General features: G+C 73.0%; 8 protein-coding genes and 1 pseudogene. 5 read left to right on the top strand and 4 right to left on the bottom strand.

Annotated features, from left to right (window positions below):
- Together FHS38_RS07120 and FHS38_RS07115 are read right to left on the bottom strand one after the other, a co-directional pair.
- Positions 1-5,778 (bottom strand): annotated as a pseudogene (locus FHS38_RS07120) (type I polyketide synthase); the annotation flags it as partial.
- A 113-nt stretch (positions 5,779-5,891) separates the two neighbouring features.
- Positions 5,892-6,908: a 4-aminobenzoate N-oxygenase gene (locus FHS38_RS07115; RefSeq protein WP_184731900.1), complete on the bottom strand. Its 1,017-nt coding sequence runs from the start codon at positions 6,906-6,908 to the stop codon at positions 5,892-5,894.
- Between the two features lie 353 nt (positions 6,909-7,261).
- Here FHS38_RS07115 and FHS38_RS07110 point away from each other — a divergent pair, with 353 nt between their 5' ends.
- Positions 7,262-8,779 (top strand): AMP-binding protein, encoded by a 1,518-nt coding sequence (locus FHS38_RS07110; protein WP_184731898.1) that lies wholly within the window; start codon positions 7,262-7,264, stop codon positions 8,777-8,779.
- Between the two features lie 65 nt (positions 8,780-8,844).
- On the opposite strand, the gene FHS38_RS07105 is transcribed toward FHS38_RS07110, so the two are convergent.
- Together FHS38_RS07105 and FHS38_RS07100 are read right to left on the bottom strand one after the other, a co-directional pair.
- A complete protein-coding gene (locus FHS38_RS07105; RefSeq protein WP_184731896.1) occupies positions 8,845-9,597 on the bottom strand; it encodes an AfsR/SARP family transcriptional regulator in 753 nt (250 codons plus the stop codon).
- Positions 9,598-10,172: 575 nt separating this feature from the next.
- Positions 10,173-11,066 carry a polysaccharide deacetylase family protein gene (locus FHS38_RS07100; protein ID WP_184731894.1) on the bottom strand — a complete coding sequence of 298 codons (894 nt, stop codon included), beginning with the start codon at positions 11,064-11,066 and terminating at the stop codon, positions 10,173-10,175.
- 145 nt (positions 11,067-11,211) lie between these two features.
- On the opposite strand from FHS38_RS07100, the gene FHS38_RS07095 reads away from it, so the two are divergent.
- The 4 genes from FHS38_RS07095 (at position 11,212) to FHS38_RS36000 (ending at position 15,016) form a co-directional block, all read left to right on the top strand.
- Positions 11,212-12,864, top strand: coding sequence for a carboxylesterase/lipase family protein (locus tag FHS38_RS07095; protein ID WP_184731891.1), 1,653 nt, complete (start codon positions 11,212-11,214; stop codon positions 12,862-12,864).
- Between the two features lie 196 nt (positions 12,865-13,060).
- On the top strand, positions 13,061-13,522 hold the full coding sequence (locus FHS38_RS07090) for a hypothetical protein (protein WP_184731889.1): 462 nt from the start codon (positions 13,061-13,063) through the stop codon (positions 13,520-13,522).
- Between the two features lie 385 nt (positions 13,523-13,907).
- Positions 13,908-14,441, top strand: a complete 534-nt coding sequence (locus FHS38_RS07085; protein WP_184731887.1) for a COG1361 family protein — start codon at positions 13,908-13,910, stop codon at positions 14,439-14,441.
- Between the two features lie 377 nt (positions 14,442-14,818).
- Positions 14,819-15,016, top strand: coding sequence for a hypothetical protein (locus FHS38_RS36000; protein WP_308433578.1), 198 nt, complete (start codon positions 14,819-14,821; stop codon positions 15,014-15,016).
- The last annotated feature ends 743 nt before the right edge of the window (positions 15,017-15,759 follow it).

Genomic DNA, 15,759 nt, shown 5'->3' with positions numbered 1-15,759 from the left:
CTACTCGCCGAGCTGGTCGTCGATGAAGTCGAAGACTTCCTCCAGGGAGGCCGCCGAGCGGAGCTGCTCGATGGCTTCGTCGCCCTTGCTCTGCCCCGGGCCGGGGTCCGGCGCGACGGCGTCCGCCGCTGCCCCGCCCTCGGCGTCCCGCGCCGACGGCGAGTCCGGCAGGAGCAGGGTGCGCAGGTACCCGCGGAGCGCGTCCGGGGTGGGGTGGTCGAAGACCAGCGTGGCCGGCAGGCGCAGCCCCGTGGCGCCGTTGAGCCGGTTGCGCAGTTGCAGGGCGCGCAGGGAGTCGAATCCGATCTCGACGAACGCGCGCCGCTCGCCGACGGTCCGCGGGTCGTCGTATCCGAGGACGGCGGCGACGTGGCTGCGGACCAGGGTCAGCAACTGGGCGTCCTGTTCGGCCTCCGGAACGCGGGCGAGACGGGTGGCGAGGGAGTCGCCGCCGGGCTCGTCCTCGGTGCGGACGGTGGCGCGACGGACCGGGGTGCGGGCGAGTCCGCGCAGCAGGGGCGGGATGTTCTCGGTGTCGCCGCCGCTGAGGGCCGCGGTGTCCAGGTGCAGGGGGAAGACGACCGGGTCGTCGGTGGCGCGGGCGAGGTCGAACAGGGCGAGGCCCTGGTCGGCGGAGAGCGGCTGGACGCCGGACCGGGCGATGCGCCGCATGTCCGTCTCGCCCAGGCCGCCGGTCAGCCCCGACTTCGCTCCCCACAGCCCCCAGCCCATCGACACGCCCGGCGCCCCCGCGCCGCGGCGGTGCTGCACCAGCGCGTCCACGAACGCGTTCGCCGCCGCGTAACTGCCTTGTCCGGCGGTCCCCAGCACGCTCGACACCGACGAGAAGACGAAGAGCGGCACATCCGATCCGGCCGTCAACTCGTGCAGGTGCCAGGCCGCGTCCACCTTCGGACGCAGCACGCGGTCGACGCGCTCGGGGGTCAGCGAGCCCAGCACACCGTCGTCCAGTACGCCGGCCATGTGCACCACGGCCGTCAGCGGGTGCTCCGCCGGAATCGACGCCAACGCGTCTTCCAGCACGGCGCGGTCCGCCGCGTCTCCCGTGACCACCCGCAGCTCGGCGCCTTCGGCGCGCAGCTCCTCCACGAAGGCGGCGACGCCCTCACCCGAGGCCCCCGACCGCGACACCGCCACGACGTGCCGGACCCCGTGGGAGACCACCACGTGCCGTACCAGCAGCCGGCCCAGCACACCCAGGCCGCCCGTCACCAGCACCGTCCCGTCGGCACGCCAGAGCGGACCGCCGTGGGCCGCCGGAGTCGCGACCCGCGCCAGGTGGGGGGTCAGGAGGGATCCGTCGCGCACCGCGATCCGGGCCTCGCCGCTGTCCACGGCCGAGGGGAGGGCGGGCAGGGACGCGTCGTGTGCGTCGAGGTCCACCAGGGTGATGCGGTCCGGGTTCTCGGACTGGGCCGAGGTCACCAGCCCCCACACCGCGGCGAGGGCGGGGTCGGGCACGGAACCGGGCGTGGGCGCCACCGCGTCCCGCGTGAGCACCACGAGGCGGGAGCTCGCCAGCCGGTCGTCGGCCAGCCAGTCCTGCACGGCGGCCAGCACCCGATGGACGGCCTGGTGGGCCGCGGTGGCCATGTCGGTGTCCCCGGCCGTCGACGGTTGCGTGAGCACGACGACGTCGGGCACGTCGCCGCCGGCGTCCAGGCTCGCCCGCAGGGTCGCGAGAGCGGTGTGGTGCTCGTACCGGATGCCCCGCGCGGCGAGGGCGCCGTCCGCGTCGGCGGCTTCGGTGCCGATCCAGGCCCAGCGCGCCGGGTCGGTGGCGCGGGGTCCGGGACGCGTCGTCGGCCGCCACTCCAGGCGGAGCAGCGAGGTGCCGGCGGAGGCCGCGGCCCGGTGCAGGGCCTCGGCGGTCACCGGGCGCATCCCGAGGGTCGCGACGGACACGACCGGACGTCCGGTGGGGTCCGTGGCGGCGACGGACAGCGAGTCGGGTCCGGTGAACCGGATCCGGGCCCGCAGCCGGTCGGCGCCGGTGGCGTGCAGTGCGACGCCGTTCCAGGAGAACGGCAGCCGGGTCACGGCGTCGTCCGGGGTCGCGACGGGCAGTCCGACGAACGCCGCGGCGTGCAGCGCCGCGTCGAACAGGGCGGGGTGCAGTCCGTAGCGGGTGGAGTCGCCGCCGCCCTCCGGGAGCTCGACCTCCACATAGATGTCCCCGTCGAGGCGCCAGCAGCGCCGGAGCCCCTGGAACGCGCCACCGTAGTGAAGTCCGCTCTTGGCCAACTGGCGGTAGCAGTCGTCGAGTTCGACCTCTTCGGCGCCGGTGGGCGGCCAGGGCTGCGGGAGGTCCTCCGGGCGGTGGTCACCGCGCGCCAGGGTGCCGCTGGCGTGCCGGGTCCACGGCTCGTCGACGCCCGCGTCGCTCGCCCGGGAGTGCAGGGTGACGCTGCGCCGTCCGGAGTCGTCCGGCCCGCCGAGGCAGAGCTGGACGCGGACCGTGTCCTGTTCCGGCAGGATCAGCGGGGCCTCCAGGACCAGCTCCTCCAGCACCTCGCAGCCCGTCTGTCCGCCGGCGTGCAGGGCCAGCTCCACGAGCGCCGTCCCGGGCACGACGAGGACGTCGGCGACGGCGTGGTCGGCGAGCCAGGGGTGGGACCGCGCCGACAGGCTTCCGGTGAACAGCGTCCCGCCGGAGCCGTCCGCGAGGGGGACGGCGGCGCCCAGCAGGGGGTGGTCCACGCCGTCCAGACCGGCCGCCGCCAGGTCCGCCTGCGGCGCGGCCGCGTCCTCCAGCCAGTAGCGGCGCCGTTGGAAGGCGTAGGTCGGCAGGTCCACCGGGCGGGGGTCGGCGTGATCGAACGCCTGCGACCAGTCGACGGCGATCCCGTGCGCGTGGGCCTCGCCGACCGCGGTCAGCAGCCGCGCCATGCCGCCCTCGTTCCGCCGGAGCGATTCGAGGGTCAGGACGCCGTCGGCTTCCGCGTCGTCGGCGGTCTCCTGGATGCCGACGGTGAGCACGGGGTGCGGGCTCATCTCGGCGAAGCCGGTGTGGCCGTCGGCGAGCAGACGGCGGACGGTGCGGTCGAACTGGACGGTCTCGCGGAGGTTGCGCACCCAGTACTCGGCGTCGAGGGCCGTGGTGTCGATGGGCTCGCCGGACACCGTGGAGTAGAACGGCACGGTCGCCTGCCGCGGCTGGATTCCGGACAGCTCCGCCAGGAGGGTCTCGCGGATCTCCTCGACCTGCGCCGAGTGCGACGCGTAGTCCACCGGTATCCGCCGGGTGCGCACCCCGTCGGCGGTGAACGCCGCCATGGCCTCCTCCAGTGCCACGGGGTCACCGGAGATGACGACGGACCGCTGCCCGTTGACCGCCGCGACCGAAGCGGCACCGTGCCACCGCTCCAGGGTCCGGAGCACCTGGTCGACGGGGGCGGCGACCGAGACCATCCCGCCCCGCCCCGACAGCACCCGGATCGCCCGGCTGCGCACGGCCACGATGCGGGCCGCGTCGTCCAGGGAGAGCGCGCCGGCGACGTGGGCGGCCGCCATCTCCCCCTGCGAGTGCCCGATGACCGCGGAGGGCTCCACCCCGAAGGACCGCCACATTGCGGCGAGGGAGACCATCACGGCGAACAGCGCGGGCTGCACGACGTCGACGCGGTCCAGGGACGGTGTGCCGGACTTGCCCCGCAGGGCATCCGTCAGCGACCAGTCCGTGTACGGAGCGAGGCTGTCGGCGCAGGCCTCGATCGACTCCCTGAACACCCGTGAGGTGCTCATCAGCTCGGCCGCCATCCCCGGCCACTGGGACCCCTGGCCCGGGAACACGAAGGCGAGGCGGTCGTGGGCCGCGGCGGAGCCCGACGCCACGTGGTCGCCGGGGTCGCCGTCGGCGAGGCCGGCCAGTCGCGCCATGGCCTCGGTCCGGTCCCCGGCCACCACGACGGCCCGGTCCGGCAGTGCCGCTCGTGTCGTCGCCAGCGAGTACGCCACGTCCGCGTCCGGTATCTCCGGGTGTGCCGCCAGGAACTCCCGGACCCGCCGGGCCTGGGCCCGCAGGCCCGCGGCTCCGCGCCCCGAGACCAGCCACGGCAGAGGACGGTCGCCGCCGTCCTCGTCGGACGCCGGCGCGGCCTCACGCGGCGGTTCGGGTTCCGGCTGTGCCTGCTCCAGGATGAAGTGGGAGTTCGTCCCGCCCACGCCGAAGGAGGAGACGCCCGCCCGGCGCGGCCGGTCGAGCTCCGGCCAGGGCCTGGCCTCGGTCAGCAGCCGCACCGCACCGGAGGACCAGTCCACCATGGGGGTCGGCTCGCTGATGTGCAGGCTGCGCGGCAGCGTCCCGTGCCGTAGCGCCATCACCATCTTGATCACACCCGACACGCCGGCCGCGGCCTGGGTGTGCCCGATGTTGGACTTCAGCGAACCCAGCCACAGCGGCCGGTCCGCCGGCCGGCCCTGGCCGTAGGTGGCCAGCAGCGCCTGGGCCTCGATCGGATCGCCCAGCCGGGTTCCGGCGCCGTGGGCGTCCACGACGTCCACGTCCGCCGTGGACAGGCCCGCGTTGGCGAGCGCCTGACGGATCACCTGCTGCTGGGCCGGACCGTTCGGCGCCGTCAGACCGTTCGAGGCGCCGTCCTGGTTGACCGCCGATCCCCGCAGCACGGCGAGCACGCGGTGGCCGTTGCGGCGTGCGTCGGACAGGCGCTCCAGCGCCAGCACGCCCACGCCCTCCGACCAGCTGCTGCCGGCCGCGTCCGCCGAGAACGACCGGGCCCGCCCGTCGGGTGCGAGGCCGCGCTGCCGGCTGAACTCGACGTAACCCCAGGGCGTGGACATCACGGTGGCGCCACCGGCCAGGGCGAGCGAGCACTCGCCCTTGCGCAGCGACTCGGCCGCGAGGTGTATCGCCACGAGGGAGGACGAGCAGGCGGTGTCGACGGTGACCGCGGGGCCTTCGAAGCCGAAGGTGTAGGCGAGACGGCCGGAGGCCACGCTGGGCATGCTGCCCACGACGCGGTAGCCCTCGGCGCTGGGCGGCACCTGCCGGATCCGGGCTCCGTACTCGCTGTACATGAGGCCGACGAACACACCGGTGCGGCTGCCGCGCAGTGTGGTCGGGTCGAGCCGGGCCCCTTCGATCGCCTCCCACGCGGTCTCCAGCAGCAGCCGGTGCTGGGGGTCGATCGTCACCGCCTCGCCCGGGCTGATCGCGAAGAAGTCGGCGTCGAAGTCGGCCGCGTCGTAGAGGAAGCCGGCGTGCCGGGTGACCGTCGTGCCGAGGTGGTCCGGGTCCGGGTGGAACTCGACGTCCCAGCCCCGGTCCTCGGGGAACTCGGAGATCGCGTCCGTCTCGGAGCGCACGAGCTGCCACAGGTCGTCCGGTGAGCGCACCCCGCCAGGCAGTCGGCAGCCCATGCCGACGATCGCGATCGGCTCGTCCACGGCCGTACCGCCCGCACCGGTGGTGGGCTCGGGTGCGGCCCGCCCGCCGGTCAGCAGGCCACCGATGTGCTCGGCGAGCGCGTGGGGGGTCGGGTAGTCGAAGACGACGGTCGCGGGGAGCGCGATGCCCGTCGCCTCGCACAGCCGCTCCCGCAGCCGCGCGGCGGCCCGCCCGCGGACCCCCTGCGCACCGAAGGCCCGGTGGGCGTCGAGCGGCACCTCGGCCTTGCCGTCGGTGGCGGCGGAGGCGTGCGTACGGATCAGGTCCATCAGCAGACGGTGTCGCTCCGCCTCCCGAGCGGCCGCCAGCCGCTGTCGAAGCGACCGGTCGCCTCCCTCGTGCAGCTCCATCATCGCTTCCTTCCTGACAGGGTGAGGCGGCCGGTGTACGTGTGCTGCTGCGCTGCGCGAAGCCGGTTCTCCACCGTCGTGCCGTGGATCACCGGGTGCCCGGGGCGTCGGCGTCAACGCGGTGTTCCCGCACCGGGCGACCACTCGGGCCGCTCCGGGAAGTCGAAGTCGACCGCGTCGGCCAACTCCAGCTGTTCGACCATCCTCCGGGCGCCGGAGAAGTCGCGGACGAGGCGCTTCCCGCCGGTCGTCGCCCGCAGGTCCCCCACGATCTCGTCCGCGCCGTGGATCCCCGCGGCGGTCAGTTCGAGCCGCAGCGTGGCGAGGTCCTGTTCGGCGAACGCCTCCAGGGCCAGCGGCAGACACCTAACCAGGGTGCGGCGCTGCTCGGCGTTCATCCGGGCGTACAGCTCCCGGACGACCTCGATGACGATCGAGCCGTGCGCCGTCTCGTCCCGCAGGTGCAAGGTGGTGATCAAGGAGTGCATGGGCTGGATCGAGACGTCCCGGGCCAGCAGGGCCAGCAGGGCGTTGATGCAGGTCTCGGCCACCGCGCCCCAGACCAGGACGGCGATGTCCCGTTCCCACTTCTCCGGCATCTCCGCCAGGGTCTCGCGCAGCCGCCGGTAGGTGACGAGTTCGAGCTGGGCCGGCCGTTCGCGCACCCGGCGCAGCTCCCGGGTGCGGTCGATCGCGAGCATGTGCATGTAGGTGTGGAAGCTTTCGTCCACGAGGGACTGCTGCACGCTCTTGCGTATCAGAGGGGCGTCGCTTCCGGGGAACACCCCGTGCATGACGACGTCGAAGGCGGGCTCGGCGACGAGCTGCTCGGTGGCGATGACGCGCTCGTTGTAGCCGATCCACAGGCCCGTCAGCACCCGCTGCCGCTGTTCCGGTTCGGCGGCGAGAAAGCGGGGGTGCTCGGCGAACGGCACGATCGCCAGTGGGTAGTCGGGCACCACCGGGTCGTAGGGGGCGGGCTCGTCCAGGACCTCCGCCTTGTTCGTCACCGCCGCCCGTCGCGGCCAGGCGCGCACCAGCCCGCGCAGGGTCGCGCTGCCGATGCCGTCCTCCTCGGCCCACCCTCGGGCGGCCCAGGTGGTCACCGAGCCCGGCTCCTCGTCTCTCATCTTCTCTCCCGACGTCGTCGCCCGTGACCCATTGCGGAACCCGTGGGGACCAGCCGTCCCCGGTGTGTCCGAGGCCCATCCGGATGGGTTGGCCGGACGGGTGGCTGGACGGAGGGGGCTGGACGGGTGGGCGCCCGCAGTGCCGTCGCATCGTCGCCGACCGCTCTTGATGGTTTCTTGAACACAACTTGGCTGCGGCCGATCGAGGCTTTCTGGATGAGGACCGGGGGTGCCAATATGGGCGACTGACGCGATGGCGCGGCCTCGGGCGACCGGAGCGTCCGCTGCGCACGGGGCGTACCCCGCCCCGTCGACTCGCCCTCTCTCCCGGTACTCCCGTCGGAGGACACCTCATGTTCGTTCCGCTCACCATGGCCGACTTCCTCGATCGCGCCGAGGCAACCGCCGCCGACCGCCCCGCTCTTGTCGACGAGCCGCACCAACCGGCCGCCGCGCTGCCCACGACCACGTACGGCGAGACGCTGCGGCGCATCCGGGCCTGGCAGGCCGGACTGGACGCCTTGGGCATCGGCGAGGGTGAGCGGGTCGCCGTCGTCAGCCCCAACTCCTCCCGGCTGCTGGAGTTGCTCTACGCGGTCCCGGCGAGCGGCCGGATCTGTGTGCCGGTGAACTACCGGCTCACGCCCGAGGAGATCTCCTACATCCTGCGCCAGTGCGACGCCTCGGTCGTGTTCGTCGATCCCGACGTCGAGGCGGTGCTGGGCTCGGTCGACGTGCCGAAGCGGTTCGTCCTCGGCGCACAGACCGAAACGGAGGTCATGAGGTTCGACGTCGCCCCCCGCCCCTGGTCACGGCCGGACGAGAACGCGGTCGCGACCATCAACTACACCTCGGGCACCTCCGCCCGCCCCAAGGGCGTCGCGCTGACCCACCGCAGCATCTGGCTCAACGCGATGACGTTCGGCGTCCACGCCCGGATATGGGAGGGAGACGTCTACCTCCACACCCTGCCCACGTTCCACTGCAACGGCTGGGGCGTGCCGTTCCTCCTCGCCGGGCTGGGTGCCAAGCAGGTGCTGCTGCGCCGGATCGACGGCGCGGAGATCCTGCGGCGGGTCCAGGAGCACGGGGTGACGCTCGCGTTCGGCGCTCCCGCCGTGTGGGACTCGGTGATCCGGGCCGCTCGGGACTGGCCCGGAGAGATCCCCGGCCGCGGGCGGATGCGCGTGGTCTGCGCGGGTGCCCCCGTCAGTGAGCGACTGGTCGCCCAGGTGGAGAACGAACTGGGCTGGGAGTTCCTCCAGGTGTACGGCCTGACCGAGACGACGCTGCTCACCTTCAACCGCCGCCTGCCGGACGCCCCCGGAGCCGGGGGACTGACGAGGGCGGGCGCACCCGCCCTGGGCGTGCGGTTGCGGACCGGGCCGCGGGGCGAGGTGCTGGCACGCTCGAACATGGTGCTGGACAGCTACTGGCGGGACGAGCAGGCCGACGCGGCCGCGGTGGAGGACGGCTGGTTCCACACCGGTGATGTGGGTTCCTTCGACGACGAGGGGCACCTCGTGCTGTCCGACCGGGTGAAGGACGTCATCGTCACGGGCGGGGAGAGCGTGTCCTCGGTGGAGGTGGAGGACTGTCTCCTGGGCCATCCCGCGGTCGCCGAGGTGGCCGTCATCGGCGTGCCGGACGAGCGGTGGGGCGAGACCGTCAAGGCGCTGGTCGTACCCGCCGCGGGTGTCCGTGCCACCGAGGACGAGATCATCTCCTACTGCAAGGAGCGGCTGGCCCGGTACAAGGCGCCCACCTCCGTGGACTTCCGGGACGTCCTGCCCCGCACCAGCAACGGCAAGGTCCAGAAGGGCCGGCTCAGGGAGCCCTACTGGGCCGGCCACGATCGGCGGATCCACTGAGCGCGGTCCTGCGCCCGCGGGCCGGACGACCGGCGACGGGGACGGGCGTCCCCCGGCGGGCGCCGTCAGCGTTGCAGACAGGCCTGCCCGACGGACTCGTCACGGAGGATCCGGGCGAACAACGCCCTGAGCTCCCGCCCGGGATCCACTCCCAGTTCCTGGGCCACGGCCCTGCGGATGCGGTTGTACACCGCCACCGCCTCCGCCTGCCGGTCCACCTCGCACAGGGCGACCATCAGCAGCCACCCCAACCGTTCGCGGGTGGGAAACTTCGCGCTGAGCGCGGCCAGCTCGGCGACGGCGGTGACGTAGTCCTGCCCCCAGGCCAGCTCGACCTCCCACAGGGACTCCAGCGTGGCGAGCCGCAGTTCCTCCAACCGCGCCGCCTCGCACACGGCGGGCTCGTAGTCACCGAGGTCGGCGTAGGGCGCACCGCGCCACAGGTCCAGGGACGCCCTGAGGATCCGGCTCGCCTCCGGGAAGCGGCCCTTCCGCAGAAGCTGCCGCCCTTCGCGCAGCAGGCACTCGAAGCGACGGGCGTCCACCCGCTCCGCCTCGACGGCGAGCAGGTACCCCTGCGGCTCCCGCCGCAGGATCCGGTTCCGCCCCCAGGGCGGGCAGTCCGGCTCGAGTTGGCGGCGGAGGTGGGAGACGTAGCTGTGGAGACTGGCGACCGCGTTGCCCGGGGGGCCCGCCGGCCATATGGCCTCGGTGAGCCGCTCCGCTCCCACCACCTGGCCGGGAGCCAGCAACAGCGCCGACAGCACGGCGCGTTGCCGGGCCGGTCCCAGCGGGAGGGGCCCATCGGTCGACGACACCGACAGCGGTCCGAGAATGTTGAAGGATAAGTCGGCTGGCAAATTCACAACGGTTTTCACAAGGGTCACGTACTCTCCTACAACGTTGGTTGTCAATAGCCACGGGCTACGGGCGGCGCACTGCGAGCCGATCATCGAGCGGAATCCCAACCACCAAAAGAAACAAGGGATTACGCGCACGGAAGCCCTTTGCTGCGAGGATACGAACGGTTCGCGGCCGAATCAGGCGCGGAGAGGCCGGGGCCGGGTCACGGCCGGCCTTACCGGTGCATTGCATATGAGCCATTTGTAGATCATGGCGGGATGCTTGCACACCACTTTCTATCCGTCCAGCGCCCCTCGGCGGACTAGCAAATCCCCCAGCACCGGCACCACTCGCTCCAGGCCAAGCCGCCCGTATGGCGGGCGATCACCATGTTTAGCACCGCGATTCCCGCATTGACCTCGGGATATCCACGGGTGGAGAAAGCCGCGCCCCGGCTCATGACAATGAACGGGCTCCTGAAGGGCGCGCACATCTCAGCCATTCACGCGGGAGACGAGCAGCCCTGAAGCAGTGCGCAGCAGCCCGCCGGTCAGACGTAGTCCTCCAGCCGGGCGAGAGCCATGCCCTGCTCCGTGACCTTGCGCAGGACCAGCCGGAGCATGTCCGTCATGCTCCCGCCCCACTGCCGGGGGCCGTTGAAGTGGGTCAGGATGATGTCGCCGGGGTGCAGCTTCCTGTCCCCCCTGCGGTACTCCAGCCGGTCCGGGAAGGCCTCCTCGCTCCACAGGGGAGCGACGCGGACTCCGCATTCGCGGGCGATCACCAGGGTGTCCCGGTCAAAATCGCCGAACGGCGGCCGGAAGAGGGCCGGGCGGGTCCCGAACTCGTGCTGGAGGATGTCCTGCTGTCCGCAGATCTGCGCGTGCTGATCCTCGGGTTCCAGCTGGGTCAGCTGCGGGTGCGTGAGCGTGTGGTTGTGGATGGCGTGCCCGTGCGCGTGCAGATCGCGGTAGTAGCCGTAGTCGTCCCGGATGGCGGAGTCGGTGACAAAGGCGCTGAACGGCACACCGAGCTCTCTCGCCATCGCCGCGAACTGCGGGTCCTTCTCCGTACCGTCGTCGATCGTCAGGAAGACGACGTTGTCGGTCGTGGGCACCCGGGTGATGGCGGGGATCAGGCCCGGCCCCCGGAAGAACCCGCTCGGCGTCTCGAGCGCCGGCTTGACCGCGGGCGGCGGCGGTGCGGCCAGCGGCGGCCGGCCCAGCCCCCACTTCGCCGCGGCGACCGCCCGCTGTCGGGGGGTCACCAGACCGCCGGCGTTGGCCGCCAGCCCCCCGGGCTGACCGTCCTCGGATTCGAGGGTACGCAGATCGATCGTGGAGCAGGCGGCCCCCGCCACTATCAGCAGCAGCACGGTCACCAGCCGCGAGGCGCTACGCCGCGGCTTCCCCTGCCGCGCGGGCGGTCGTGATATGCGGTCCATATTCCCGGATCCTGACACCACACCAGTGCCCCTGCCTCCCAGGGCACCCATCAGGACGACACCCCGGACGCCGTGGGCTCTCCAGCCCGGGGAAGGCCACGTGACCCGCGTTTCCCCCCTACGTGCGAAGTGGTATGTCCCAGGCATGGCCGCCCAAGCAAGCCGAAAGCCCGCCAAAGCAGCATTCCTCGTCCCGGTCCTCGCCGGGCTCCTCGGGCTCGTGGGGCTCGTCGGGCCCGGCCACGCCGTCCCGTCGGCGGCGGCCCGCACCACGGCCGGCGACCCCGCCGTCGTGGCCACGACCAACGGTCCGGTGCGCGGCACGGTCACCGACCGGGGCCGGTCGTTCCTCGGGGTTCCGTTCGCGGCCCCGCCGGTCGGGCGGCTGCGGTGGCGGCCACCGGCACCGGCCGCGGCGTGGGCGGAGGTACGGGACGCGACCCGCTACGCCGAGGGCTGCGCCCGACGGCCCAGAGCGCTGCTGGGCGACACCGGCACCACCAACGAGGACTGCCTCTATCTGAATGTGTTCACCCCGCCCGAAGGCGGTACGGGCAAGCCGGTCCTGGTGTGGTTCCACGGGGGGTCGTTCATCTCCGGATCGGCGGCGGCCTACGACGCCGCCCGGCTCGCGCGGGCCGGGGACATGGTCGTGGTCACCGCGAACTACCGGCTGGGTCCCTTCGGCTATCTCGCCCACCCGGCGCTGACCGCCGAGTCCCCGGCGGCGGGCTCGGGGAACTACGGGCTCCTGGACCAGGGGGCGGCGCTGCGCTGGGCCGGGGACAACGCCGCCGCGTTCGGCGGCGACCGGGCGAGGATCACGGTGGCGGGGCAGTCCGCCGGGGGCCTGAGCGTGTGTGCCCACCTGGTGTCCCCACTATCGCGCGGGCTGTTCGCGCGGGCCGTCGTCCAGAGCGCCCCGTGCGCGCTGCGCATCCGTGACGCCGCGGCCGCCGAGTCCGCCGGGCGGAGCTTCGCGGCCGGGGCCGGCTGCCTGGGGGCGGCCGCCCCGGTGCCGGCGTGCCTGCGCGGGAAGTCCGTCACCGACATCCTGGCCGCACCGAACGCGGGCAGCTCCACCGCGTGGTCCCCCGTCTCCGGCACCCCGGTGCTTCCCACCGCGCCGGCCGACGCCATCGCGGCGGGCGACCACGCCGAGGTCCCGGTGCTGATCGGCGACACCCTCGACGAGGGCACGATCACCTCGGCGGTCCTGGAGTCGGAGGGCACCAAGCTGAACGCCGTCTCCTACCCCGTTCTGCTCACCGCCCTCTTCGGCGTCGACGCCGCCCGTGTCGCCGCGCGTTACCCGGCCTCGGCGTACGGCGGCGACCACCGTCTCGCCTTCGCCGCGGTCTTCCGCGACGCCGTCTTCGCGTGCCCGACCCGGACGACCGCCCTCTGGTTCGCCGCCGCGACGCCGGGCCGTACGTACGCCTACGAGTTCGCCGACCGGACCGCCCCCAACCTCTACGCGCTGAACCCCGACTTCCCGCTGGGGGCCTACCACGGCGCCGAGATCCCGTACCTCTTCACCTACCACCGGGGCGGCGTGGAGCTCGACCCGGCCCAGCGCCGTCTCTCCGAGGCGATGACGTCGTACTGGAGCCGTTTCGCCGCGACCGGCGACCCGGGCGGCGGGGCGGCGCCGCCCTGGCCGGCCTCCGCCGCCACCGCCTACCGGCCGCTCTCGCTCGCCCCCGACGCCATCGCGCCGCGCCGGGGCTTCGACTCCGCCCACCAGTGCGACTTCTGGGAGGGGCTCCCCCGGCCCGCCGCCCGCCCGGTGCCGTAGCCGGACCGGGCACCGCGCCACGGCTCGTGGTCGGCCGGGCGGGATCGTCACGGCAGCGCATGTTCGCCCGAGCGAGTGATATATCGCTGCCCGGTGACGGCGAACGGCGGCCCTCGCCCACCCGACGCGCGACGATGCCCGGGCGGGGCCTTTCGGGACGGGCCCCGCTCCGACCGTTCCCCTGCGTGGAGGTGCCGTGTACACCACCGAGCTAGCCGCCAAGACCCTCGAACCCACCGCCGTGGAAGACCAGTTGGCCGAGGACTACGCCAGCGTCCTCGACGTCGTCTCCCGCCTCGAGCAGGCTCTGCGGGACGGCGCGTGGCGCGGCGTCCGCGACGAACTCGACCAGCTCGTCAGTGCCGCCGAGGACATGTGGTCCACACTGTCCGACCCCGACCTCGATCAGGGCGATGATCCGTCCGACATCGGCCGTCCGTTCATGACCCCGACGGCGGACGCCGCGACGGTGCACCAGCTGATCGCCGTGTACGCCCAGCCGCACGCGGTCGGCCGGATGCTCTACCCGACGAGCCTCATCGCCGACCCGCATCTGCGCGGCGCGGTGGAGAACGAGAGCCTGCAGGGCTCCCGGCCGGCGGGGGCGGAGGAGGCGGAGGCCCCACGGCTCCTGGAACCGGCCGCCTACCCGGTCTGACCTGGGGACAGGCTCCTGCGGTGGGCTCTTCGCAGCGACCTGTCCGGCAGGGCCCCGGCGACCTCCAGCGGGTCCGACGGGGCTGCGCGGCAGCCGGACCGGCGCCCCTTCGGCCGCCCTGCCGACGGGGCGGCGCCGTGTCGGCAGGGCGGCCCCGGGGACGGCGCAGCCGTAGCCGCCACCCCGCCGGAAGGCGAGGTGTGACACCGTCGGTCGCCGGATCCTGAACATGCGACCGGCACATGTCAAGCCAACTCGCGTACGGCCCTCAACGACGCAACATCCGTTCCACCAGCCCCGGAAAACATTTCCCGGCTCGTGCGGTTGGCTGGTCCTGATCGGTGGGTGCAGACGGACGGGGCGTTCCTTCTTACGCTCACCGGCCATGAGCAGATCCGTGCTGAGCCGACTCAGCCTCTCCGCGTCACTTGCCCTGGTCATCGGCCTTGCCGGCCTGAGCCAGTCGGCCACCGCCGCCGAACCCCCGGCCCTTACCGTCACCGCCGACAAGCAGTCGGCGACGCCGGGTTCGTCGGTCACGCTGACCATGACGTTCACCAACGTCCAGACCACCGATGTGCAGTTCGTCTACCAGACGATCCACCCGACCTACGACACCACCAAGGGCGGGCTGAAGTACGCGTTCACCTCGTGCACCGAGGAGGGCAAGCCGTGTGACGCCAGCCGGCCGCTGAACTACACCGTGCCGATCGCGCCGGGCGCCACCCGCACCGTCAAGCTGACGTACCAGGTCGCCGGCGACTCGGCCTGTGGCACCAACAAGGCGATCGGCTTCTACTCGTACCTCTACTACGAGTTCGCGGCGGGGCAGAGCACGAAGGACGGGATATTCCCGACCGGGCTCACGAACGTGCCGTGCGCGACGAACCCCACCCCGGCAGGGGCCAGTCACCAGTGATCCGGTAGGTCGCCGCCGGGTCGACACCGACCCGGCCGGCTGCCGTTCGCGTCCTGCGAGGCAGCTTTCCGGCTGCGCCCGCGCCCCCCGTTGGATCCCCGCCACGGCTTCCCGGGTGTCTCCCGCTCCCCTGCCCGCGGCTCCCTTCCTCTTCCGCGTGTCGCCGTGCCGCCGTGCCGCCGCGTCCACCGGATCACGTGGCGTTGTCCACGACAAGCCCGCCTGTCGACGACACGAGACGACCGCCGGGCCGAAGGGCTACTCAGGTCGAAGGGGTCGAAAGCGTGACCGTGCCGGACGCGCCGGGACCGCTCCTCCGGGCAGGGCGCCGTGCACACCTCCGCGTCGAGCCGCCGGGTCGCCCGCCGATCCGGTCCGTGAAGAGGCCACCCGGGGTCACCGTGCCGGGCGAACGCCGCCCAGGAGCCGCGGATCTCCTCCGCGAGACGGAGCGCCTCGGTGGATGGTTCCCCTTCTCCGAGCAGGAGCCGTCCCGCCGGGCTGTCGAAGGTGCCGAAGAGCAGCGGTACGTCGACGGCGTGGCGCGCGCCGAGGGCGCCGCCCGGTCCCGGTGAGGGCCGGCGCAGTTCGTACGGATGGGTCCTGCCGCCCGCGGCCGTGTGCGCCTCGGCCAGGTACAGCGAGGGCATCCGGAAGAGCACATCCGAGTCCACCAGCTCGAACAGCTCCTCCGCGAGGGCGGGGGTGCAGTGGGGCCACGGGACGCTCTGCGCGATCGCCCGCCGGAAGAATCCCGCGGCCGAAGCATGGCCGGCAGCGTCGCGATCGACCCGGCCCCGGCCGACTGCCCGCAGACGGTGACCCGGTCGGGGTCGCCCCCCGGAGCCGGCGATGTTCTCCCGCACCCGGCGCAGGGCCGCGATCCGGTCGAGCAGGCCACGGTGGGCCGGGGCTCCGGAGAGCTGGGCGAAGCCTTCCGCGTCCACCCAGTACGTTGACGTGAGCCAGTCCGCGCCGGTCGCGGCCCCGGGTGCCCGGGCCGGGGCGGCGGCGGGCCGAACTCCGGGCGAAGGGGATGCCGCGGAAGACCGTGAGCTCTGTCGCTCATCGACAACTCCCCGTGAGAACGGCTGTACGAGGCTACGGGCCCCGCCCGGCTGTCCGCGGTACCGCCACGGACGGCGGCACAGTGGTGCGAGAGGCCGGCCACGACACCCTCCACCCATGAACTGACGCTCCGTCAATTACCGTCTGTGTCATGCTCATTCGCCATAAACGCATCGTCCGGCTGTGGACGCCACTGCGTCATCTTCCGGCACCTTGGTGCTGTGTTGACCGTCCACCGGTGCGTCAGCGC

This window comes from Streptomyces netropsis, assembly GCF_014203545.1.
GTDB lineage: Bacteria > Actinomycetota > Actinomycetes > Streptomycetales > Streptomycetaceae > Streptomyces > Streptomyces netropsis.
Note: the sequence above shows the minus strand (reverse complement) of the source record. Positions and strands in the feature narration are given on the sequence as shown.

Bases quoted from the DNA above. Each gene is read 5' to 3' on its own strand.
- FHS38_RS07115 (WP_184731900.1), bottom strand. From the start codon at position 6,908: ATGAGAGACGAGGAGCCGGGCTCGGTGACCACCTGGGCCGCCCGAGGG.
- FHS38_RS07110 (WP_184731898.1), top strand. From the start codon at position 7,262: ATGTTCGTTCCGCTCACCATGGCCGACTTCCTCGATCGCGCCGAGGCA.
- FHS38_RS07100 (WP_184731894.1), bottom strand. From the start codon at position 11,066: ATGGACCGCATATCACGACCGCCCGCGCGGCAGGGGAAGCCGCGGCGT.
- FHS38_RS07095 (WP_184731891.1), top strand. From the start codon at position 11,212: ATGGCCGCCCAAGCAAGCCGAAAGCCCGCCAAAGCAGCATTCCTCGTC.
- FHS38_RS07085 (WP_184731887.1), top strand. From the start codon at position 13,908: ATGAGCAGATCCGTGCTGAGCCGACTCAGCCTCTCCGCGTCACTTGCC.